This is a genomic window from Polynucleobacter parvulilacunae, assembly GCF_018881715.1.
In the GTDB taxonomy this organism is placed as follows: Bacteria; Pseudomonadota; Gammaproteobacteria; order Burkholderiales; family Burkholderiaceae; genus Polynucleobacter; species Polynucleobacter parvulilacunae.
Map to the genome: position 1 here is coordinate 531,338 of NZ_JACVPW010000001.1, position 21,604 is coordinate 552,941.

17 protein-coding genes, 7 tRNA genes, 3 rRNA genes and 1 pseudogene are annotated in these 21,604 nt (G+C 46.8%); 22 read left to right on the plus strand and 6 right to left on the minus strand.

From position 1 onward, the window contains the following. Positions 1–6 precede the first annotated feature (6 nt). Complete coding sequence (gene gcvH / locus ICN18_RS02760; RefSeq protein ID WP_216189009.1) at positions 7–399, minus strand: glycine cleavage system protein GcvH; 393 nt, start codon at positions 397–399, stop codon at positions 7–9. 77 nt (positions 400–476) lie between these two features. On the opposite strand from gcvH, the gene ICN18_RS02765 reads away from it, so the two are divergent. Next, a complete protein-coding gene (locus ICN18_RS02765; RefSeq protein WP_216859963.1) occupies positions 477–1,121 on the plus strand; it encodes an MBL fold metallo-hydrolase in 645 nt (214 codons plus the stop codon). 20 nt (positions 1,122–1,141) lie between these two features. On the opposite strand, the gene ICN18_RS02770 is transcribed toward ICN18_RS02765, so the two are convergent. The 3 genes from ICN18_RS02770 to ICN18_RS02780 form a co-directional block, all read right to left on the minus strand. Beyond that, a complete protein-coding gene (locus ICN18_RS02770) occupies positions 1,142–1,327 on the minus strand; it encodes a hypothetical protein (RefSeq protein WP_041396810.1) in 186 nt (61 codons plus the stop codon). A gap of 41 nt (positions 1,328–1,368) precedes the next feature. Continuing rightward, the gene (locus ICN18_RS02775) at positions 1,369–2,520 is read right to left on the minus strand and encodes a fatty acid desaturase (protein ID WP_439650814.1); all 1,152 of its coding nucleotides are present in this window, start codon (positions 2,518–2,520) and stop codon (positions 1,369–1,371) included. Positions 2,521–2,593: 73 nt separating this feature from the next. Beyond that, positions 2,594–2,669 (minus strand) — tRNA-Arg (locus ICN18_RS02780). A 104-nt stretch (positions 2,670–2,773) separates the two neighbouring features. Between ICN18_RS02780 and ICN18_RS02785 the strand changes: the two genes are divergently transcribed. Beyond that, positions 2,774–3,001, plus strand: coding sequence for a hypothetical protein (locus ICN18_RS02785; RefSeq protein ID WP_255532048.1), 228 nt, complete (start codon positions 2,774–2,776; stop codon positions 2,999–3,001). 52 nt (positions 3,002–3,053) lie between these two features. Here the strand turns inward: ICN18_RS02785 and rsmI are convergent, their stop codons facing one another. Then, positions 3,054–3,947 carry a 16S rRNA (cytidine(1402)-2'-O)-methyltransferase gene (rsmI, locus tag ICN18_RS02790; RefSeq protein WP_216189010.1) on the minus strand — a complete coding sequence of 298 codons (894 nt, stop codon included), beginning with the start codon at positions 3,945–3,947 and terminating at the stop codon, positions 3,054–3,056. A 103-nt stretch (positions 3,948–4,050) separates the two neighbouring features. On the opposite strand from rsmI, the gene ICN18_RS02795 reads away from it, so the two are divergent. From ICN18_RS02795 to ICN18_RS02805, 3 genes are read left to right on the plus strand one after another with little or no spacing between them, the layout of a single operon-like run. Next, positions 4,051–4,653 carry a phosphoheptose isomerase gene (locus ICN18_RS02795; RefSeq protein WP_216189451.1) on the plus strand — a complete coding sequence of 201 codons (603 nt, stop codon included), beginning with the start codon at positions 4,051–4,053 and terminating at the stop codon, positions 4,651–4,653. Positions 4,654–4,687: 34 nt separating this feature from the next. Beyond that, positions 4,688–5,338 (plus strand): BON domain-containing protein, encoded by a 651-nt coding sequence (locus tag ICN18_RS02800; RefSeq protein ID WP_216189011.1) that lies wholly within the window; start codon positions 4,688–4,690, stop codon positions 5,336–5,338. Between the two features lie 18 nt (positions 5,339–5,356). Beyond that, positions 5,357–5,710, plus strand: coding sequence for a c-type cytochrome (locus ICN18_RS02805; RefSeq protein WP_216189012.1), 354 nt, complete (start codon positions 5,357–5,359; stop codon positions 5,708–5,710). Between the two features lie 17 nt (positions 5,711–5,727). On the opposite strand, the gene ICN18_RS02810 is transcribed toward ICN18_RS02805, so the two are convergent. Beyond that, positions 5,728–6,384 (minus strand): GNAT family N-acetyltransferase, encoded by a 657-nt coding sequence (locus tag ICN18_RS02810; protein WP_216189013.1) that lies wholly within the window; start codon positions 6,382–6,384, stop codon positions 5,728–5,730. Positions 6,385–6,864: 480 nt separating this feature from the next. On the opposite strand from ICN18_RS02810, the gene ICN18_RS02815 reads away from it, so the two are divergent. The 17 genes and pseudogenes from ICN18_RS02815 to rpoB all read left to right on the plus strand — a co-directional run bounded on the left by ICN18_RS02815 (position 6,865) and on the right by rpoB (position 21,603). After that, a 16S ribosomal RNA gene (locus ICN18_RS02815) occupies positions 6,865–8,397 on the plus strand. Between the two features lie 58 nt (positions 8,398–8,455). Then, positions 8,456–8,532 (plus strand) — tRNA-Ile (locus tag ICN18_RS02820). A 30-nt stretch (positions 8,533–8,562) separates the two neighbouring features. Next, positions 8,563–8,638, plus strand: a tRNA-Ala gene (locus tag ICN18_RS02825). Between the two features lie 268 nt (positions 8,639–8,906). Next, positions 8,907–11,780: ribosomal RNA gene (locus ICN18_RS02830) — 23S ribosomal RNA — on the plus strand. A gap of 107 nt (positions 11,781–11,887) precedes the next feature. Beyond that, positions 11,888–12,001, plus strand: a 5S ribosomal RNA gene (rrf, locus tag ICN18_RS02835). The 16S, 23S and 5S rRNA genes sit together here with 5 tRNA genes alongside, the layout of an rRNA operon. Positions 12,002–12,106: 105 nt before the next feature. Beyond that, positions 12,107–12,191, plus strand: a tRNA-Tyr gene (locus ICN18_RS02840). Positions 12,192–12,196: 5 nt separating this feature from the next. Beyond that, positions 12,197–12,270 (plus strand) — tRNA-Gly (locus ICN18_RS02845). 21 nt (positions 12,271–12,291) lie between these two features. After that, positions 12,292–12,366 (plus strand) — tRNA-Thr (locus ICN18_RS02850). 64 nt (positions 12,367–12,430) lie between these two features. After that, entirely contained in the window at positions 12,431–13,621 is a 1,191-nt protein-coding gene (gene tuf / locus ICN18_RS02855; protein WP_071464430.1) for an elongation factor Tu, read from the plus strand. Between the two features lie 19 nt (positions 13,622–13,640). Further along, positions 13,641–13,716, plus strand: a tRNA-Trp gene (locus ICN18_RS02860). A 20-nt stretch (positions 13,717–13,736) separates the two neighbouring features. Continuing rightward, complete coding sequence (secE, locus tag ICN18_RS02865) at positions 13,737–14,114, plus strand: preprotein translocase subunit SecE (RefSeq protein ID WP_216189014.1); 378 nt, start codon at positions 13,737–13,739, stop codon at positions 14,112–14,114. Between the two features lie 9 nt (positions 14,115–14,123). Further along, positions 14,124–14,696 carry a transcription termination/antitermination protein NusG gene (nusG, locus tag ICN18_RS02870; protein WP_255532049.1) on the plus strand — a complete coding sequence of 191 codons (573 nt, stop codon included), beginning with the start codon at positions 14,124–14,126 and terminating at the stop codon, positions 14,694–14,696. Positions 14,697–14,852: 156 nt separating this feature from the next. Continuing rightward, complete coding sequence (gene rplK, locus ICN18_RS02875) at positions 14,853–15,284, plus strand: 50S ribosomal protein L11 (protein WP_068320088.1); 432 nt, start codon at positions 14,853–14,855, stop codon at positions 15,282–15,284. A 2-nt stretch (positions 15,285–15,286) separates the two neighbouring features. Beyond that, positions 15,287–15,988, plus strand: a complete 702-nt coding sequence (rplA, locus tag ICN18_RS02880) for a 50S ribosomal protein L1 (RefSeq protein ID WP_071464433.1) — start codon at positions 15,287–15,289, stop codon at positions 15,986–15,988. Positions 15,989–16,223: 235 nt separating this feature from the next. After that, positions 16,224–16,742, plus strand: a pseudogene (gene rplJ, locus ICN18_RS02885) (50S ribosomal protein L10); the annotation flags it as partial. Between the two features lie 159 nt (positions 16,743–16,901). Then, positions 16,902–17,276: a 50S ribosomal protein L7/L12 gene (rplL, locus tag ICN18_RS02890; protein ID WP_011901893.1), complete on the plus strand. Its 375-nt coding sequence runs from the start codon at positions 16,902–16,904 to the stop codon at positions 17,274–17,276. Positions 17,277–17,502: 226 nt separating this feature from the next. Continuing rightward, positions 17,503–21,603 carry a DNA-directed RNA polymerase subunit beta gene (gene rpoB / locus ICN18_RS02895; RefSeq protein ID WP_216189016.1) on the plus strand — a complete coding sequence of 1,367 codons (4,101 nt, stop codon included), beginning with the start codon at positions 17,503–17,505 and terminating at the stop codon, positions 21,601–21,603. Position 21,604: the final 1 nt, after the last annotated feature.

Here is a 21,604-nt window from a genome sequence, read left to right on the forward strand (position 1 = left end):
GACTTATTAGGCGCCAGGTCCTGCGCTATATTTTTCTAGGCTTAATAACTGATTTAGCTCGGTAGCAAGGCTGTCATCAGACGTTGGTTTGATTTTGAATAGCCAAACACCATAAGGTTTTTCATTGACGATTTCAGGTGATGCATCCACCTCTTCGTTGAGTGCAACAATTTCTCCGCTCACGGGCGCATGAATATCACTGGCTGCTTTTACTGACTCAATCACAGCAATGGCTTCGCCCTGCTTTACTTGCTGCCCAACTTTTGGCGCCTGAAAAAACATCACGTCACCCAGAGCTTCTTGTGCGTGATTGCTAATACCAACCCAAACTAGGCCATCTTCTTCTTGATCTGCCCATTCATGCGTTTCTGCAAATTTAAATGTATCTTGGCTATTCATGTTTTATCCTTTGAGAACATTTTATGCTCAGTCCCATAAACTAGCTTACTCAATGACGCACTTACACACTTGTTTATATGCCAATTAAATTAGGAATTGTTCCCGTAACTCCCTATGAGCAAAATTGCTCCATCTTGGTTTGCCAAGAGACTGGCGATGCAGCCGTGGTGGATCCAGGCGGAGATATAGAAAAGATCCTCACAGGCGTTCAGCAAATGGGCGGCAAGGTGAAGAAGATCCTCTTGACCCATGGGCACCTTGACCACTGTGCGGCTGCTAAAGACTTGGCTGATCAGCTTGGTGTGCCAATTGAGGGGCCTCAGGAAGATGAGCGTTTTTGGATTGATCAGCTACCACAGCAAACAGTGCGCTTTGGTTTTGGGCATGCCAAAGTGTTTGAGCCCGACCGCTGGTTAAATAATGGTGATCATGTTCAAGTTGGCAACGTTGATCTTGAGGTGTTTCATTGTCCTGGTCACACACCGGGACACGTTGTATTTTTTGACAAGGAAGATCGCCTGGCAATTGTTGGCGACGTTTTGTTTGCGGGCTCAATTGGCAGAACAGATTTTCCGCGTGGCAATCATGCGGATTTAATTAATGCGATCAAAACAAAGTTATGGCCCTTAGGCGATGATGTGCAATTTGTTCCTGGGCATGGACCGATGTCGACGTTTGGCCAAGAACGAAAAACCAACCCTTACGTTGGGGATGGCGCTTAAAACTTTTGCTACAAATGAAATTAGGTTTTTGCTGAGCCGGTACGGTGTGTGCGGTTATATAAACAGCTTGCGCAGATCCAGCGTTGCTTGCGATTGCTTGTCGGAATCCAGGTACCGCCCTCGAGTCGTTTTTCACGACTGCAAGAAGAGCAAAATTTTAGGCTCTGAGAGGTTTCTTGGGTAGCTGCTGGAGTCGAGGTAGTCATGGGCAATCCGGGTAAGGCAAATCTTTATACAGAGATCTATTTTACCCGTTTTGTCCCGCTGGAGCTGGGCTGAGCACAACTCGGACCGATTCGGCCGTCTTGTTGCCATCGAAATCTAGCCAAGCCTTGTTTTCAAAGTCATAGAGCTTGCACTTGCGTGCAGTATCGAAATACCAGCCCCAAGAGAACTTCTGCACAAAAATGCGGTCCGGAAGGATGGTTTCAAGGGTCTGCTGGGCTTCTGGCAGGCGATATAGCGGTACGCTCATGTCCACATGGTGCGCAGTGTGCTCCATGATGTGGTGCATCAATTTGCCCCAAATCCAGTTAAAAGTCAGATGAACCGTTGTTGAAACAAATGGTTGGGCGCGTAACCACTCAGATTTCTTGTCGTACCAAGATACCTTTGGGTGGGTGTGGTGAACGTAGACCACAAATCCAATCATGCCATTCCAGAACAAGAATGGAATGGCAAAACCAGTGATTAAACCAATCCAAATAGACTGGCCTGTAGCAATTGCGCCAGCAATCAAACATCCGATCCAAACGATCGCAAATGCAGTAACCAGTAAATTGTCTTTTAAGAAAATTGGACGATCACCAGGTTTGTTTTTGGCGTTTGGAAAGTACTCACGTCTCCACCAAATTTCAATAAGATAATAAAAAACAGGGCCCCATCCACTACGGTAAAGGCGCTCTAGAGCCTTACGCCATGGGGGAAGCGCGTCGTATTCTGATTTTGATAAGGGTGCCCATACAAAGTCAAAACCCTTTAGATTGGTTTGACCATGATGCACAACGTTATGACCAACATCCCACAAACTATATGGTGTGAGCGATGGCAAGAACGCAATGCGACCTAATACTTTATTCAGTTCGCGATTCGGTGTATAGCTTTGATGGCAGGCATCATGACCCAAAATAAAAATGCGGCCTGTTACAAAACCGGCCACAAGACCAAAAACAATCTTCAATAGAAGGCTCTCAACAAAAATCGTACCCGCGATGCAGCCTAACCAAAGGAAGGCATCGATTGCTAAGAGCATGATTGCGCGCCCAGTTTCACCTTGTGCCATTGGAATTAACCAGCTTCGAATGATTTTTCGATGCGGTAATGGCGCCTCTGGCGGCAAAGGATTGGTCAGGGAGGGCTCTGAAAGGGCTGAATTTAGATGTGTAGACACGATAAGAATCAATAAGTTAGATGCAAATGATAGCGGTTTTCGTGATTTTCCGCATGATGTAGGTCAAAAACCCCTTGAATTTTGGCGCGCCCGGCAGGAATCGAACCTGCGACCCTTGGCTTCGGAGGCCAATACTCTATCCACTGAGCTACGGGCGCTAGTGAAAAAACTGGTTACCCTCCTATTGTAAGTGCCTATAACCCTACTCTCTAGTTATAATCACCGCAAAGCAACCCTAAAACCCGTCAAACGATAAATTCTTATGAGCAACGAGCACGGAAGTCTGATCAAGTCCCCAAAACAACTCATCATCATGGTGTTTGCAAGCTTTTTTGTGCCGCTCATCATTATTTTGTTGTTAATGGTGTTTGTTAACAATGGTAAGCGAACGGATTCATCTGCTTCTGCTGATCAAATCATTAAGCCGGTGGCGCAATTGAATTTAAAAGATGATAGCGAGCCTGCGGCTCCTGTTGCTGGCGCCAAATAAGTCCTTAGCGCAAATGTAATAGCTGGCCTTGTGCCAGCTTTTTTATTTTCAATTATTCGCTCTTTGCATCTAAAGCAATTTGGTAGGCCTCTTTTTTGCTGAGGCCTAAGGTTTGTGAAAGAACTGCGGCAATTTCTTTGCTGCCCATGTAGGGGCTCAACGCATTGGCCCACATCAATAGAGATGAATGCTCTGGAGCCTCATCGTTATTGGCTGGGCGCCCTGCTACCACAATAACAAATTCACCCTTTAAGCTCTCTGCGCTATCTAACCAGTTCGCAACATCTTGTGCATGTAGGCAGACGAGTTGTTCAAACTTTTTAGTGAGCTCGCGACAAACCAAAAGTTGACGATCGGGCTCTAAATTATTTGCAAGCATTGCTAGTGTTTCTTTGATGTGATGTGGCGACTCAAAAAAGATGCTCGCTTTTTTGCTGCTAGAAATATCTTGCATGAAGGCGTCACGCTCTTTAGTTTTGTTAGGCCAAAAACCTAAAAATTGAAAGCGCCCTTCCGAACTATGCATCACAGACCCTGCTGCTGATATCGCTCCGGACACTGCGCTTGCGCCAGGAATGGGGATTACTCTCAATCCTGCTTTTTGAACTTCATTCACCAGTCTTGCGCCAGGGTCTGATACGCCTGGCGTACCAGCATCTGAAATGTAAGCCCAACGTTCATTGTTAGAAAGGTGCTGGATAACTGTTTGTGCACCGCTGATTTCATTATGTTCGTGCAGGGCTAAACATTTTTTATGAATGCCAAATTGCCCAAGTAATGCAGCACTATGCCTAGTGTCTTCGCAAGCAATGCCATCGACTGCATTTAAGACATGCAGGGCGCGCAAAGTAATGTCGCCTAAATTACCAATTGGCGTGGCAACCATGTAAAGCGCCCCAGCAGGCAAGTCCTGCTGTTTTAAGAAATCGATTGAGCTAAGTTCCATGGGGCTGCCTACAAAAAGTTAAATAATTACCAAGAGAATACGTTGCTTTTGATATGGGCCGAATGCCGCTGAAATGACGACATCTTTGGCGCATAATATTGCTATGGAAAAAGAGATTAACGAACGTTTACGCAAACGCGCTTCCCAACATTTTCTTGACAGTATTGCTGTAAAGCAAGAGGCCGAAAAAGAGCTCCCTGAATCTGTTGCTAAGGGTGTTTTGGCAATGGTTGACTGTTTGCGCGCTGGCGGTAAGGTAATGGCTTGCGGCAATGGCGGTTCTGCAGCAGATGCGCAACACTTTGCCGCAGAGTTAATTGGTCGATTTGAGCGAGAGCGCCAAGAATTGGCTGCAATTGCATTGACGACCGACACCTCTATTCTGACTGCGGTTGGAAACGATTACAGCTATGACGAGGTTTTCAGCAAACAAGTTCGCGGACTTGGTAAAAAAGGCGACATCCTTTTGGGCATCTCGACTTCTGGAAACTCAAAGAATGTAGTGAAGGCAATTGAGGCCGCAAAAAAGATGGGCATCAAAATTATTGCGCTTACTGGTAATGGTGGCGGAAAAATTGCTCAGCTATTGGATCAGGATGACATTCATTTGTGCGTACCATCAACTCGCACCGCACGAATTCAAGAAACGCATTTAGTTTTGCTTCATGCTTTATGCGATGGCGTAGACCATGTTCTACTCGACTAAAAATTATTGTCGCTTCAATACGGAAAATATTTAAATGAAAATTTCATTTTTTAAAACATTATTGCTCGCCGCTCTCATCGCCTCACAAATTTCTGCGTGTGCGGTAGTAGCTGTTGGTGGGGTTGCGGCTGGCGCAACGGTAGCTGCTGATCGTCGTTCACCAGGCGTACAAGCGATTGATAAAGGCATTGAGTTAGAAGCAGAAAATGCCTTAGCAAAACGATTTGGCGATAACGCACACATTAACGTTACTTCGTTTAATCAAAAGGTATTGCTAACCGGCGAAGTCAAGGATGCAGAGGTCAAAGGGCAAGCAACAGAATATGTAAAGGCCATGAAGAATGCTCGCTCCGTCTTTAATGAGCTAGTGATTGGGCCAAACAGCAGCTACACTTCACGGGCAAATGATTCTTATCTAGAGTCTAAGATCAAAACGCAAATGATCTTTACAGATCAGCTGCCATCAAATTCTATGGCGATTGTTGCCGAAGGGAGCAGCGTATACCTCATGGGAATGCTGACTCAGAACGAGGCAGGTATTGCGAAGAAAGTTGCTAGCAATACTAACGGCGTGAAAGATGTCTACGCATACTTTGACATTATTTCTGATGAAGAAAAAGCCCGCCTAGAAAAACAAGGTAAGGCTGATCAAACACAACCTAGTAGCCCGCCAAAATTCCAATAATTTTTTTGTAGGTTAGTGATGTCACAAAAGCGAGTATTTGTAAAAATAGTTTTTCTATTTGCAATGCTCGCTTATTTCATTCCTGCTGTGCACGCTAACGCGGAAGATGAAAAAGCATTTGCGACTGCAAAACAAAACGCTTGTTTAGGCTGTCATGCAATTAATAAAAAAATTGTTGGCCCAAGTTTTCAAGCGATTGCCGAAAAATATAAGAATGATTCGAACGCTCAAGTATTTTTAAAAAATAAGATTGCTAAAGGTGGGTCAGGTTCGTGGGGCGTTGTACCCATGCCCGCCAACGCTAAGTTGAGTGATGCGGATTTGTCTTTATTAACTGGTTGGATATTGCGTGGTGCACCCAACAAAAATTAATGCTGCAAATGCATTGACTATCGCGCGAGACCGGGTCTACCCAAAAACCACCACCACGCTTCATTAGAGCGCTTAAGATTTTCTTTCAGCGCGTAGTCCAAGTCAGCCCACTGCTCATTGGCAGCCTCCTCCACAATAGTTGCGGGATTTGCTGGAGGCAATTTAAGACAAGCATCTGCATCGCCATAAGCGAATTCAACAGTCATACCTGCTTTTTGTGCCAAATGCATCATGGCTTTGTTATTGGCTAGGCAATGTACATAGAGAGTTTCAATGCGGGTATTGCGTGAATGTACGGCTGAACGCTGTAGTAATGCGGTTCCAAGGCCCTGTCCGCGGCCTTCTGGTAGGACGGATACGCCAAATTCAGCGGCTCTCGCCTGACCCTTGTGCTCTGGCAAATAAGCTAAATGCGCCATACCCACAAGCTTTAGATCAAGGTCAAATACACCAAAAATCACATCTCTATTGAAATCTAGGCGCTCAACATAATGACAAATCACCTCATCAGGGGTCTGTGTGCCAAAGCGCAAGCGCCTATCTTCATCATTTAGTTGCAACAAATGATTCAGTATTTCTTGTCTGTATCCAGCATGAAGTTCACGAACGGGTACAGCCTGCCCTACCGTATATGGCTTTGCAGGTAAGTGACTATTCGCTAATGTATTGTGCATAGCAATATTTTAACAGAAATCAGCATTAATTTCAGGGTTTTCCCTAATCTGTTGGAAATAGGTCAAAAGTAACCAAAAAAAGTCCTGATTTTTCGTGGGTCTAGGGCTAAACCCTAAAAAAACCGAAATTTTTCAAAAAAAGTGAATTTTTTTTGTAAATATAAGCCCTTGTTTTTATTGGACTTATTTTGATAGTCAGAAAAAACTTAGGTTTTTTTAGGTAAAAGAGTACGAAAGGTGTTGACGACCCAAAATAAGTGCGCTATAGTCTCATCTCTCTGCTGAATGTTATTTGAAATACAAAACAAGTCAGCCCTCTTTAAAAATTAGTCAACCGATAATTGTGGGTACTAAGTGAAAGCATCCAGTCCTTCGGGACAGATGTAAATAAATAGTACTCATAGACAGTAAAAAGATTTGGTTTTATTACCAAGTCAATTTCTTGAATGAGTGCGACGATCCGCAAGGATCACAGGAATTGAACTGAAGAGTTTGATCCTGGCTCAGATTGAACGCTGGCGGCATGCCTTACACATGCAAGTCGAACGGCAGCACGGGTGCTTGCACCTGGTGGCGAGTGGCGAACGGGTGAGTAATACATCGGAACGTACCTTATCGTGGGGGATAACGCAGCGAAAGCTGTGCTAATACCGCATACGCCCTGAGGGGGAAAGCGGGGGATCGAAAGACCTCGCGCGATTAGAGCGGCCGATGCCTGATTAGCTTGTTGGTGGGGTAAAAGCCCACCAAGGCGACGATCAGTAGCTGGTCTGAGAGGACGATCAGCCACACTGGGACTGAGACACGGCCCAGACTCCTACGGGAGGCAGCAGTGGGGAATTTTGGACAATGGGGGAAACCCTGATCCAGCAATGCCGCGTGAGTGAAGAAGGCCTTCGGGTTGTAAAGCTCTTTTGTCAGGGAAGAAACACCGGCTCTAACACAGTCCGGGAATGACGGTACCTGAAGAATAAGCACCGGCTAACTACGTGCCAGCAGCCGCGGTAATACGTAGGGTGCGAGCGTTAATCGGAATTACTGGGCGTAAAGCGTGCGCAGGCGGTTATACAAGACAGGCGTGAAATCCCCGGGCTTAACCTGGGAATGGCGCCTGTGACTGTATAGCTAGAGTGTGTCAGAGGGGGGTAGAATTCCACGTGTAGCAGTGAAATGCGTAGATATGTGGAGGAATACCAATGGCGAAGGCAGCCCCCTGGGATAACACTGACGCTCATGCACGAAAGCGTGGGGAGCAAACAGGATTAGATACCCTGGTAGTCCACGCCCTAAACGATGCTGACTAGTTGTTCGGGATTTACATCCTGAGTAACGTAGCTAACGCGTGAAGTCAGCCGCCTGGGGAGTACGGTCGCAAGATTAAAACTCAAAGGAATTGACGGGGACCCGCACAAGCGGTGGATGATGTGGATTAATTCGATGCAACGCGAAAAACCTTACCTACCCTTGACATGTCACTAACGAAGTAGAGATACATTAGGTGCTCGTAAGAGAAAGTGAACACAGGTGCTGCATGGCTGTCGTCAGCTCGTGTCGTGAGATGTTGGGTTAAGTCCCGCAACGAGCGCAACCCTTGTCTTTAGTTGCTACGCAAGAGCACTCTAAAGAGACTGCCGGTGACAAACCGGAGGAAGGTGGGGATGACGTCAAGTCCTCATGGCCCTTATGGGTAGGGCTTCACACGTCATACAATGGTGCATACAGAGGGTTGCCAACCCGCGAGGGGGAGCTAATCTCAGAAAATGCATCGTAGTCCGGATCGTAGTCTGCAACTCGACTACGTGAAGCTGGAATCGCTAGTAATCGCGGATCAGAATGTCGCGGTGAATACGTTCCCGGGTCTTGTACACACCGCCCGTCATACCATGGGAGTGGGTTTTGCCAGAAGCCGTTAGCCTAACCGCAAGGAGGGCGACTGCCACGGCAGGGTTCATGACTGGGGTAAAGTCGTAACAAGGTAGCCGTATCGGAAGGTGCGGCTGGATCACCTCCTTTCTAGAGAAAAGATGCTGAATCCTAGTGCCCACACTTATCGGTTGACAATAAAAGCCACGGGTCTGTAGCTCAGCTGGTTAGAGCACTGTGTTGATAACGCAGGGGTCGTAGGTTCAAGTCCTACCAGACCCACCACCAGCCAGAAACAAGACTTAGTGGGACGTTGGGGGATTAGCTCAGCTGGGAGAGCACCTGCTTTGCAAGCAGGGGGTCGTCGGTTCGATCCCGTCATCCTCCACCATCATCTAAATGTCAAAACTAAGCGAATATTTAATCGTTTAGTTTTGCCATTTATGGCTGTTCTTTAAAAATTTGAGTAAGCAAAGTGTCAAATGTTTCTTTGAGAGGACATTTGACAATGTAATAAGGGTAAAGATTGAATCATCAATCAGTAATACAAACGAGTTTTACCAAGTTCTTAACAAAGTACTTACAGTTTGGATTACGGCAAACATGTCAGAAGTAGAAGTAAAACCTGTAACAGGTACTAGCAATGGTGCTCGTTATAGGATCAAGTGAATAAGTGCACATGATGGATGCCTTGGCGATTACAGGCGACGAAAGACGTTATAACCTGCGATAAGCCCCGGGGAGCTGGTAAATAAGCTTTGATCCGGGGATTTCTGAATGGGGAAACCCACCACTTTTGTGGTATCCATACCTGAATACATAGGGTATGAGAAGCGAACCTTGTGAACTGAAACATCTAAGTAGCAAGAGGAAAAGACATCAACCGAGATTCCCAGAGTAGTGGCGAGCGAAATGGGAACAGCCTTCTAGTGATATCTCAGTAATTAACAGAATGGAATGGAAAGTCCAACAATAAAGGGTGATAGTCCCGTATGTGAAAATTATTGAGTGGTACTAGGCTAGAGACAAGTAGGGCGGGACACGTGAAATCCTGTCTGAATATGGGGGGACCATCCTCCAAGGCTAAATACTCGTAATCGACCGATAGTGAACAAGTACCGTGAGGGAAAGGCGAAAAGAACCCCGGGAGGGGAGTGAAATAGATCCTGAAATTGTGTGCATACAAACAGTAGGAGCCTCGTAAGGGGTGACTGCGTACCTTTTGTATAATGGGTCAGCGACTTACATTCAGTAGCAAGCTTAACCGAATAGGGAAGGCGTAGCGAAAGCGAGTCCGAATAGGGCGCTAGTTGCTGGGTGTAGACCCGAAACCAGTTGATCTATCCATGGCCAGGTTGAAGGTGCGGTAACACGTACTGGAGGACCGAACCCACTAACGTTGAAAAGTTAGGGGATGAGCTGTGGATAGGGGTGAAAGGCTAAACAAAACTGGAAATAGCTGGTTCTCTCCGAAAACTATTTAGGTAGTGCCTCGTGTATCACTGTAGGGGGTAGAGCACTGTCATGGTAGTGGGGTCCATTGCGGATTACTGCGCCATAGCAAACTCCGAATACCTACAAGTGCAAGCACGGGAGACAGACATCGGGTGCTAACGTCCGGTGTCAAGAGGGAAACAACCCAGACCGCCAGCTAAGGTCCCTAATATATGCTAAGTGGGAAACGAAGTGGGAAGGCTAAAACAGTCAGGAGGTTGGCTTAGAAGCAGCCATCCTTTAAAGAAAGCGTAATAGCTCACTGATCGAGTCGTCCTGCGCGGAAGATGTAACGGGGCTAAGCATATAACCGAAGCTGCGGATCACAGCAATGTGATGGTAGGAGAGCGTTCTGTAAGCCTGTGAAGGTGTCTTGTAAAGGATGCTGGAGGTATCAGAAGTGCGAATGCTGACATGAGTAGCGATAAAGGGGGTGAAAAGCCCCCTCGCCGTAAGCCCAAGGTTTCCTGTTCAACGTTCATCGGAACAGGGTGAGTCGGCCCCTAAGGCGAGGCAGAGATGCGTAGCTGATGGGAACAAGGTTAATATTCCTTGACCATTGTTAGATGCGATGGGGGGACGGATCGCGGAAAGTTGTCCGGGTGTTGGAAGTCCCGGTTCTTGCGTTGGAGATGGCTATTAGGTAAATCCGGTAGCGTAATTCAAGGGCGTGAGACGAGCGAATTTATTCGCGAAGCAATTGGAAGTGGTTCCAAGAAAAGCCTCTAAGCTTCAGTCTAACAAGACCGTACCGCAAACCGACACAGGTGGGCGAGATGAGTATTCTAAGGCGCTTGAGAGAACTCAGGAGAAGGAACTCGGCAAATTTGTACCGTAACTTCGGGATAAGGTACGCCCTGGTAGTTTGACCCTGTACAAGGGGAGGACGAAAGGGTTGCAATAAAAAGGTGGCTGCGACTGTTTAATAAAAACACAGCACTCTGCAAACACGAAAGTGGACGTATAGGGTGTGACGCCTGCCCGGTGCTGGAAGATTAAATGATGGGGTGCAAGCTCTTGATTGAAGTCCCAGTAAACGGCGGCCGTAACTATAACGGTCCTAAGGTAGCGAAATTCCTTGTCGGGTAAGTTCCGACCTGCACGAATGGCGTAACGATGGCCACACTGTCTCCTCCTGAGACTCAGCGAAGTTGAAATGTTTGTGATGATGCAATCTACCCGTGGCTAGACGGAAAGACCCCATGAACCTTTACTGTAGCTTTGCATTGGACTTTGAATCGGTCTGTGTAGGATAGGTGGGAGGCGTTGATAACAGGATGCTAGTTCTGTTGGAGCCAACCTTGAAATACCACCCTGATTTATTTGAGGTTCTAACCTTGGCCCGTTATCCGGGTCGGGAACAGTGCATGGTAGGCAGTTTGACTGGGGCGGTCTCCTCCCAAAGTGTAACGGAGGAGTACGAAGGTACGCTTGGTACGGTCGGACATCGTACCTAAAGTGCAATGGCAAAAGCGTGCTTAACTGCGAGACCGACAAGTCGAGCAGGTGCGAAAGCAGGTCATAGTGATCCGGTGGTTCTGTATGGAAGGGCCATCGCTCAACGGATAAAAGGTACTCTGGGGATAACAGGCTGATACCGCCCAAGAGTTCATATCGACGGCGGTGTTTGGCACCTCGATGTCGGCTCATCTCATCCTGGGGCTGTAGCCGGTCCCAAGGGTATGGCTGTTCGCCATTTAAAGAGGTACGTGAGCTGGGTTTAAAACGTCGTGAGACAGTTTGGTCCCTATCTGCCATGGGCGTTGGAGATTTGACGGGGGCTGCTCCTAGTACGAGAGGACCGGAGTGGACGTACCGCTGGTGTACCTGTTGTTTCGCCAGAAGCATCGCAGGGTAGCTATGTACGGAAGAGATAACCGCTGAAAGCATCTAAGCGGGAAACTTGCCTGAAGATGAGATCTCCCGTAGGTTTAACCTACATAAAGGGTCGTTGAAGACCACAACGTTGATAGGTCGGGTGTGGAAGTGCAGTAATGCATTAAGCTAACCGATACTAATTGCCCGTTAGGCTTGATCCTATAACCAGCACTATTGTGTTGGATGTTTGCCAGATTTAATCTGCATCCTTAATTACATGCTTACTCAAATAGAGTTGTTGATTTAATCAGCAACTCGACCCTCTACGCCCGGTGACCATAGCAAGTTGGAACCACTCCTTCCCATCCCGAACAGGACAGTGAAACGACTTTACGCCGATGATAGTGCGGATTACCCGTGTGAAAGTAGGTAACTGCCGGGCACCAATGCGACGCCCAGACCCTTTTAGGTCTGGGCGTTTTTACTTGTGCAAAGCGTTTAGAGTGATTGACAGAAACTCCATTTGGAGTCAGAATATTGGGTTCGCGGAGGGGTGTCCGAGCGGCTAAAGGAGGCAGACTGTAAATCTGTTGGCTATGCCTACGTAGGTTCGAATCCTACCCCCTCCACCAGATGTGCGGGATTAGTTTAATGGTAAAACAGCAGATTTCCAATCTTCGGTCAAGAGTTCGATTCTCTTATCCCGCTCCAGAATTTGTTGCATTAGATTTCGCCCATGTGGCTCAGTGGTAGAGCACTCCCTTGGTAAGGGAGAGGTCGGCAGTTCGATCCTGCCCATGGGCACCATGTTTGGATTTATTAATTGTGTATTTCGTGTTTGGTTTAAGAGTTAACTAAAGGCAGATTAAAAATGGCAAAAGAAAAATTCGAGCGGACAAAACCGCACGTAAACGTAGGCACCATCGGTCACGTTGACCACGGTAAAACCACATTGACAGCAGCAATTGCAACCGTGCTTTCTAAAGCATTCGGTGGCGAAGCTAAAGCATACGATCAGATCGATGCTGCTCCAGAAGAAAAAGCACGTGGTATTACGATTAATACTGCGCACGTTGAGTATGAGACTGCTAACCGTCACTACGCTCACGTGGATTGCCCAGGACATGCTGACTACGTTAAGAACATGATTACTGGTGCTGCTCAGATGGACGGCGCAATTTTAGTTTGCTCTGCTGCTGACGGCCCAATGCCACAAACACGTGAGCATATCCTCTTGGCACGCCAAGTTGGTGTTCCTTACATCGTGGTGTTCTTGAACAAGTGCGACATGGTTGATGACGCTGAATTGCTCGAGTTAGTTGAAATGGAAGTTCGTGAGCTTCTATCTAAGTACAACTTCCCTGGCGATGACACACCAATCATTCAAGGTTCTGCTAAGTTAGCGCTTGAAGGCGACGAAGGCCCATTGGGTAAAGAAGCCATCATGAAATTGGCTGAAGCATTAGACACATACATCCCAACCCCAGAGCGTGCTGTTGACGGCGCGTTCTTGATGCCAGTAGAAGACGTGTTCTCTATCTCCGGTCGCGGTACTGTAGTTACAGGCCGTATCGAGCGCGGTATCGTTAAAGTGGGCGAAGAGATCGAAATTATCGGTATCAAGCCAACACTCAAGACAACATGTACTGGTGTTGAAATGTTCCGCAAATTGCTCGACCAAGGTCAAGCAGGCGATAACGTTGGTATCTTGTTACGCGGTACAAAACGTGAAGAAGTTGAGCGCGGCCAAGTATTGGCTAAGCCAGGTTCAATCACCCCACATACTCACTTTACAGCCGAGGTTTACATCTTGGGTAAAGACGAAGGTGGTCGTCATACTCCATTCTTTAACAACTATCGTCCACAGTTCTACTTCCGCACTACGGACGTAACTGGTTCAATCGAGTTGCCAAAAGACAAAGAAATGGTAATGCCTGGTGATAACGTAACCATTACCGTAAAACTCATCGCTCCAATCGCGATGGAAGAAGGTTTACGTTTTGCGATCCGTGAAGGTGGCCGTACTGTTGGCGCCGGCGTGGTTGCAAAGATTTTGGCTTAAGTAGTAAGTTTTTTTATAAAGGGGTGTAGCTCAATTGGCAGAGCGTTGGTCTCCAAAACCAAAGGTTGGGGGTTCGATGCCCTCCGCCCCTGCCACGATTTGAACTGAAAGCAAAATGTCTCATCAAACAGCAAGTCATACTGAAGAAAAAAGCAGCTGGGTCTCTGGACTCGCTGCTTTAATCGTTGTTGCAGCGTTAGTTCTTTACTACACGCTCGTAGATCAATCTATGTTGGTTCGTCTTGCTGTTTTGTTTGGTGGCATCGCAGCTGCAGTTGTAATTGTGGCGATATCTCCTGATGGGCGCCGTTTTATCGCCTACGCAAAAGATTCTTGGTATGAAGTAAAAAAGGTTGTTTGGCCAACTCGTAAAGAGACGACCCAAATGACTCTAGTCGTATTTGGCTTTGTTCTGATCATGTCCTTATTTTTATGGATTGCAGACAAATTAATTGAATGGCTAGTTTTTTCAGTCTTTTTAGGCTGGAAGTGAGTAAGAAAAATGACTGATTCTGAGTTGGCCGTAAATCCACAAGCTACTGGCAATATGCGCTGGTACGTAATCCATGCTTATTCAGGTATGGAGAAAAGCGTTAAAAAAGGCCTTGAGGAGCGTATTGCACGTTCTGGCATGCCTGAAAAATTTGGCCGTATTTTGGTTCCCTCTGAAGAAGTGGTTGAAATCAAATCTGGCACAAAGTCTGTTTCTGAGCGTCGCTTCTTCCCAGGTTATGTCCTGATTGAGATGGAAATGACCGATGAGAGCTGGCATTTGGTGAAAAATACGCCAAAAGTGACTGGTTTTGTTGGCGGTGTTCGTAACCGTCCAAGCCCGATTTCTACGGCTGAAGTAGCCAAAATCATGGATCAAATGCAGGCTGGGGTGGATAAACCTAAGCCTAAGACTCTATTTGAGGTTGGTGAGATTGTCCGCGTTAAAGAAGGCCCATTTGTTGATTTCAACGGAAATATCGAAGAAGTCAACTATGAAAAGTCAAGATTACGCGTTTCTGTTACAATTTTTGGCCGGGGTACCCCAGTTGAGCTGGAGTTCGGCCAGGTAGAAAAGATGTAAAAACAAGGACTTAGTCCCGGTTTGTAGTGCAAAAGTTTGTAGTTTTAAGTGGTTAGCAATAACCGAGGAGCGGAGCTAGAAAGCCAAAAACTAGTGAAGCGTTTACTCAACAGCGGTCTTTCCTTATGAGGTTAGGCGCGCTTTTAGGAGCAACACATGGCAAAGAAGATTATTGGCTTTATTAAGCTGCAGATCCCTGCAGGTAAAGCAAATCCATCACCACCCGTAGGTCCAGCATTGGGTCAGCGCGGTCTTAACATTATGGAATTCTGTAAGGCGTTCAATGCTCAAACTCAGAGCATGGAACCTGGCCTGCCAATTCCAGTCGTGATTACAGCGTTCGCTGATAAGAGCTTCACATTCATCATGAAGACTCCTCCAGCAACCATCATGATTAAGAAGGCTGCGAAGATTGAAAAAGGATCACCACGTCCTCATACCGATAAAGTGGGTTCAATTACACGTGCTCAAGCAGAAGAAATCGCTAAAGCAAAAATGCCAGATTTGACAGCAGCCGATATGGACGCAGCTGTTAGAACAATCGCTGGTAGCGCCCGTTCCATGGGCATCACTGTGGAAGGTCTCTAATCATGACTAAATTATCTAAACGCGTAAAAGCTATTCAATCTAAAGTTGACCGCAATAAGTTTTATTCATTAGACGACGCATTGAACCTCGTTAAAGAGTGTGCAACTGCCAAGTTTGATGAGTCAATCGACGTTGCTGTTCAGTTGGGTATTGACGCTAAGAAATCTGACCAAGTTGTGCGTGGCGCAGTAGTGCTCCCAGCTGGTACAGGTAAGCATGTTCGTGTAGCTGTTTTTGCTCAAGGCGAGAAGGCTGAACAAGCTAAAGCCGCTGGTGCAGAAATCGTTGGCATGGAAGAACTTGCTGAGCAAATTAAAGGCGGCAAAATTGATTTCGATATTTTGATCGCATCCCCAGACACAATGAAAATAGTTGGTACTTTAGGTCAAGTATTGGGCCCACGTGGTTTGATGCCGAATCCAAAAGTTGGAACAGTGACTCCTGACGTTGCTACTGCAGTTAAGAATGCAAAAGCTGGTCAAGTTCAGTTCCGTGTGGACAAAGCCGGTATCGTGCACGCAAGCATTGGCCGTCGTTCATTCGAACCAACTGCATTGAAATCCAACTTGCTCGCATTGCTCGAGGCTTTGAATAAAGCAAAGCCACCGGCATCTAAGGGTATTTATTTAAAGAAGGTTGCCGTAAGCAGCACCATGGGTGCCGGCGTACGCGTAGACCAAGCATCGTTACAGGCTGCAGCTTAATAGCTTGTAACAAAAAAGAACTTTGGGTCGACTCTCGCTCTTTGAGTGAGAGTCGAACATCAAAGACCGTTGGTGAATTAGTTGCTAATACAGAGTTAATTCTTAATCGTTACGAAAGTAATAGCCAGCGCAGATGGCGACCCTGAAAAGATTTTCACAAGAACTTTGTGAACAAATGATCAGACGCTGGTGTGTAACCCCAACTGGAAACAGTTGGTTTTTATGGAGTTAAACCGTGCCTTTGAATGTACAAGACAAAAAAGCGATTGTTGCTGATGTCGGCGCTCAATTGGCTGGAGCCCAAACCGTCGTGCTCGCTGAATACCGTGGTATTCCAGTAGAGCAGTTGACAAAGCTACGTGCTAGCGCACGTGACCAAGGTGTATATCTTCGCGTTCTGAAGAACACATTGGCACGCCGTGCTGCACAAGGCACACAGTTTGAGCCTCTTGCTGATTCGATGGTTGGCCCCTTGATCTACGGCATCTCTGCTGATCCGATTGCTTCGGCAAAAGTATTGCAGAACTTTGCTAAGACTCAAGACAAGCTAGTCATTACTGCTGGCTTATATAACGGCAAGTTGTTGGACGTAGCGGGTGTTAAATCCCTCGCGTCTATTCCAAGCCGCGACGAGTTGTTATCTCAGTTGTTGGGCGTGATGTTGGCCCCAGTTTCTGCGATGGCTCGCGTATTGGGTGCAGTAGCAGCACAAAAGGCAGAAGGAGCACCTGCTCCTGTTGCAGCACCGGTAGCAGAAGTAGCAGCAGCCCCAGCAGAAGTAGTTGCTGAAGCCGCCGCTCCAGAAGCAAGTGCTGAGCCTGCAGCCGCAGCCCCAGAAGCTGGAACAGAAACACCGCAAACCCCTGCCGCTGAATAAGCGACAGATTAACTATTTAAGTATTAGGAGCTAAAAATGGCGATTACTAAAGAAGAAATCATTGATGCAGTAGGTAGCATGTCTGTTATGGATTTGAACGACTTGGTTAAGGCGTTCGAAGAGAAGTTTGGCGTATCAGCTGCAGCGATGGCTGTTGCTGGTCCTGCTGGTGCAGCTGGCGGCGCTGCTGCTGAAGAGCAAACAGAATTCACTGTTAACTTGCTCGAAGCTGGCGCAAACAAAGTTTCAGTAATTAAGGCAGTTCGCGAAATTACTGGTCTTGGCTTGAAAGAAGCTAAGGACTTGGTTGACGGTGCACCGAAGCCAATCAAAGAAGCTGTTGATAAGAAGACAGCTGAAGAAGCTAAGAAGAAGCTTGAAGAAGCTGGCGCTAAAGCAGAACTCAAGTAATACACAAACTGCTGGCGCCTCTCAAAAAGAGGCGTTAGCCATGTTGGGTTTGACCTCTAGAGGTCAAACCCGATTTCATTTCTGATTGAAATCGGGTTTGCCTTCTGATACGACTGCAGAATGCAAGTTTGGTCGGACACTGGATCTTTCGATTTAGTGTTGTCCGCCAGTGATTGGTAGTGGCCAATCGCCAAATCTTTGTACAGTCGCTGAATTCGGAGATGAAATGAACTATAGCTTCACCGAACGCAAGCGAGTCCGTAAAAGCTTTGCTAAGCGAGTAAACAACCACCAGGTTCCGTACCTGATCGCAACGCAGCTGGAATCCTACGCTAAATTTTTACAGGCTGATAAGCCGGCAATGTCTCGTCTTACTGAGGGACTTCAAGCTGCCTTTACATCAGCATTCCCAATTGTGTCTAACAACGGCTATGCACGTATGGAATACGTGTCTTACCAGTTATCACAGCCACCATTTGACGTTAAAGAATGTCAACAACGTGGTTACACATACCACTCTGCCTTACGCGCAAAAGTTCGCTTGATTATTTATGATCGCGAAGCGCCTACTAAGGTTAAAGAGGTAAAAGAGAGCGAAGTCTACATGGGTGAAATTCCACTCATGACAGAAAATGGCTCTTTTGTGATTAACGGTACTGAGCGCGTAATCGTTTCTCAGTTGCACCGTTCACCAGGCGTGTTTTTCGAACACGATAAGGGCAAGACACACAGCTCAGGTAAGTTGCTGTTCTCAGCACGCATCATTCCTTACCGTGGTTCATGGCTCGATTTCGAGTTTGATCCAAAAGACATTCTTTATTTCCGCGTTGACCGTCGTCGTAAGATGCCTGTCACCATTTTGCTCAAAGCAATTGGTTTCAACAACGAACAGATTCTTGCTAACTTCTTTAACTTTGACCATTTCTCATTGACTGCTAATGGCGGTTCAATGGAATTTGTGCCAGAGCGTTTACGTGGTCAGTTGGCTAGCTTTGACGTGCTCGACAAGAATGGCGTTGTGGTCATTCAAAAAGACAAGCGTATCAATGCAAAGCACATACGTGAACTCGAAGCCGCTAAGACAAAAACAATCGCTGTACCAGATGACTATTTAATTGGTCGTGTAGTTGCACGCAATATTGTTGATCCAGATTCTGGTGAAATATTGGCTTACGCTAATGATGAAATCACTGAAGAGTTGTTGGCGACATTGCGCGATGCAGGTATCAAGCAGTTGGAAACCATTTACACCAATGATTTGGATTCTGGCGCATACATTTCTCAGACATTGCGTACTGATGAAACTGCGGATCAAATGGCCGCTCGTATTGCCATCTATCGCATGATGCGTCCTGGTGAGCCTCCAACAGAAGATGCTGTTGAAGCCTTGTTCCAGCGTTTGTTCTACAACGAAGATAGTTACGATTTATCACGCGTTGGTCGTATGAAAGTTAACAGCCGTCTCGGTCGCTCTGAGATGGAAGGCAAAATGGTTTTATCGGATGAAGACATCCTCGATACCATCAAGTCTTTGGTTGACTTGCGTAACGGCAAAGGCGAAGTCGATGACATCGATCACTTAGGCAATCGTCGCGTACGTTGCGTAGGTGAATTGGCAGAGAATCAATTCCGTGCAGGTTTGTCACGTGTTGAGCGTGCGGTTAAAGAACGTCTCGGCCAAGCCGAAACAGAAAACCTCATGCCGCATGACTTGATTAACAGTAAGCCAATTTCTTCTGCTATTCGTGAGTTCTTCGGTTCTTCACAGTTGTCCCAGTTTATGGACCAAACCAATCCACTTTCAGAGATCACGCACAAGCGTCGTATTTCTGCATTGGGACCTGGTGGTTTGACACGCGAGCGCGCAGGCTTCGAAGTGCGCGACGTGCATCCAACCCATTACGGACGTGTTTGCCCAATCGAAACTCCAGAAGGACCAAACATTGGTTTGATCAACTCACTCGCATTATTTGCGCGTTTGAATGAGCATGGTTTCTTAGAGACCCCATACCGTAAAGTTTCTAACAGCAAAGTAAGTGACGAAGTGGTTTACCTCTCTGCGATTGAAGAGGCGAAGTATGTGATTGCTCAGGCAAACGCAACGATCGACAAGAGCGGTAAGTTGGCCGATGAATTGGTTTCAGCGCGTCAAGCTGGTGAGACCATGATGGTTAGCCCAGAGCGCATCGATTTCATCGACGTTGCTCCTAGTCAGATCGTTTCTGCTGCTGCTTCACTCGTTCCATTTTTGGAGCATGATGATGCGAACCGTGCGTTGATGGGTGCGAATATGCAACGTCAAGCGGTTCCTTGCTTGCGTCCAGATAAGCCATTGGTTGGTACTGGTTTAGAGCGTATTGTTGCGGTTGACTCTGGTACTGTGATTTTGGCTTCCCGCGGCGGTATTGTTGATTATGTTGACGCAAACCGTGTAGTTATTCGTGTAAACGATGACGAGACAGCGGCTGGTGAAGTTGGTGTGGATATTTATAACCTTATCAAGTACACCCGTTCAAATCAAAATACCAACATTAACCAACGCCCAATCGTTCAGGCTGGTGATCGTGTCGTCCGCGGCGACGTAGTTGCTGACGGCGCATCTACCGACTTAGGTGAATTGGCTTTGGGTCAAAACATGACCGTGGCATTTATGCCATGGAACGGTTACAACTTCGAAGATTCAATCTTGATCTCTGAGAAAGTTGTTGCTGACGACCGCTATACATCTATTCATATTGAAGAGTTGTCAGTGGTTGCACGTGATACCAAACTTGGTTCAGAAGAAATTACTCGCGATATTTCCAATTTGGCAGAGTCACAACTCTCCCGTTTGGATGAGAGCGGTATTGTTTACATTGGTGCTGAAGTTGAAGCTGGTGACGTATTGGTTGGTAAGGTAACTCCAAAGGGTGAGACAACTCTCACTCCTGAAGAGAAGCTGCTCCGTGCCATCTTCGGTGAAAAAGCATCTGACGTTAAAGATACTTCTTTGCGCGTTCCATCTGGAATGATTGGTACCGTTATTGATGTTCAAGTCTTCACCCGTGAAGGCATTGAGCGCGATGCACGTGCACAGTCAATCATTCAAGAAGAATTGCAGCGCTATCGTTTGGACTTAAACGACCAGTTGCGTATTGTTGAGGGCGACGCCTTCATGCGTTTAGAAAAACTGTTGATTGGCAAAGTTGCCAATGGTGGGCCTCAGAAATTAGCTAAAGGCACTAAGATCGACAAGGAATACCTTGCCAGCTTAGATAAATACCATTGGTTTGATGTGCGTCCAGCAGATGATGAAGTTGCCTCACAAGTTGAAGCGATTAAGTCCTCTATCGAAGCGAAACGTAAACAGTTTGATGAAGCCTTCGAAGAGAAGCGCACCAAACTTACCCAGGGTGATGATTTGCAACCTGGCGTAACGAAGATGGTTAAGGTGTACTTGGCTGTTAAGCGTCGCTTGCAGCCTGGCGACAAGATGGCCGGTCGTCACGGCAACAAGGGTGTGGTTTCTAAAATCGCTCCAGCTGAAGATATGCCATTTATGGCTGACGGACGCCCTGTTGATATCGTCTTGAACCCATTGGGTGTTCCTTCCCGTATGAACGTTGGTCAGATCTTGGAAACCCACTTAGGTTGGGCAGCTCAAGGTATTGGTAAGCGTATCGACGAGATGGTTCGTGAACAAGCTAAACAAGCTGAGTTACGCAAGTTCCTCAAGCAGCTTTACAATGAAACAGGCCGTATTGAAGATATCGACAACTTCACTGACGAGCAAATCACAGTATTGGCTGAGAATCTCCGCCAAGGCTTGCCATTTGCAACTCCAGTGTTTGACGGTGCTACAGAAGCTGAAATCGGACGCATGCTTGAGTTGGCTTATCCAGAAGAAGTAGCTACTTCTTTGAAGATGACTCCATCACGTCAGCAAATGATTTTGTGCGACGGCCGTACTGGCGATCAGTTTGAGCGTCCAGTAACTGTTGGCGTAATGCATGTCTTGAAACTCCACCATTTGGTCGATGACAAGATGCATGCTCGTTCAACCGGACCTTACTCTTTAGTAACGCAACAGCCATTGGGCGGTAAAGCTCAGTTCGGTGGTCAGCGCTTTGGTGAGATGGAAGTCTGGGCCCTCGAAGCATACGGTGCTTCATATGTCTTGCAGGAAATGCTGACAGTGAAGTCCGATGACGTCGCAGGCCGTACCAAGGTTTACGAAAACATCGTCAAGGGCGAGCACACGATTGATGCTGGCATGCCCGAATCCTTCAACGTGCTGGTAAAAGAAATCCGTTCGTTGGGTATTGACATTGACATGGAGCGCAACTGAT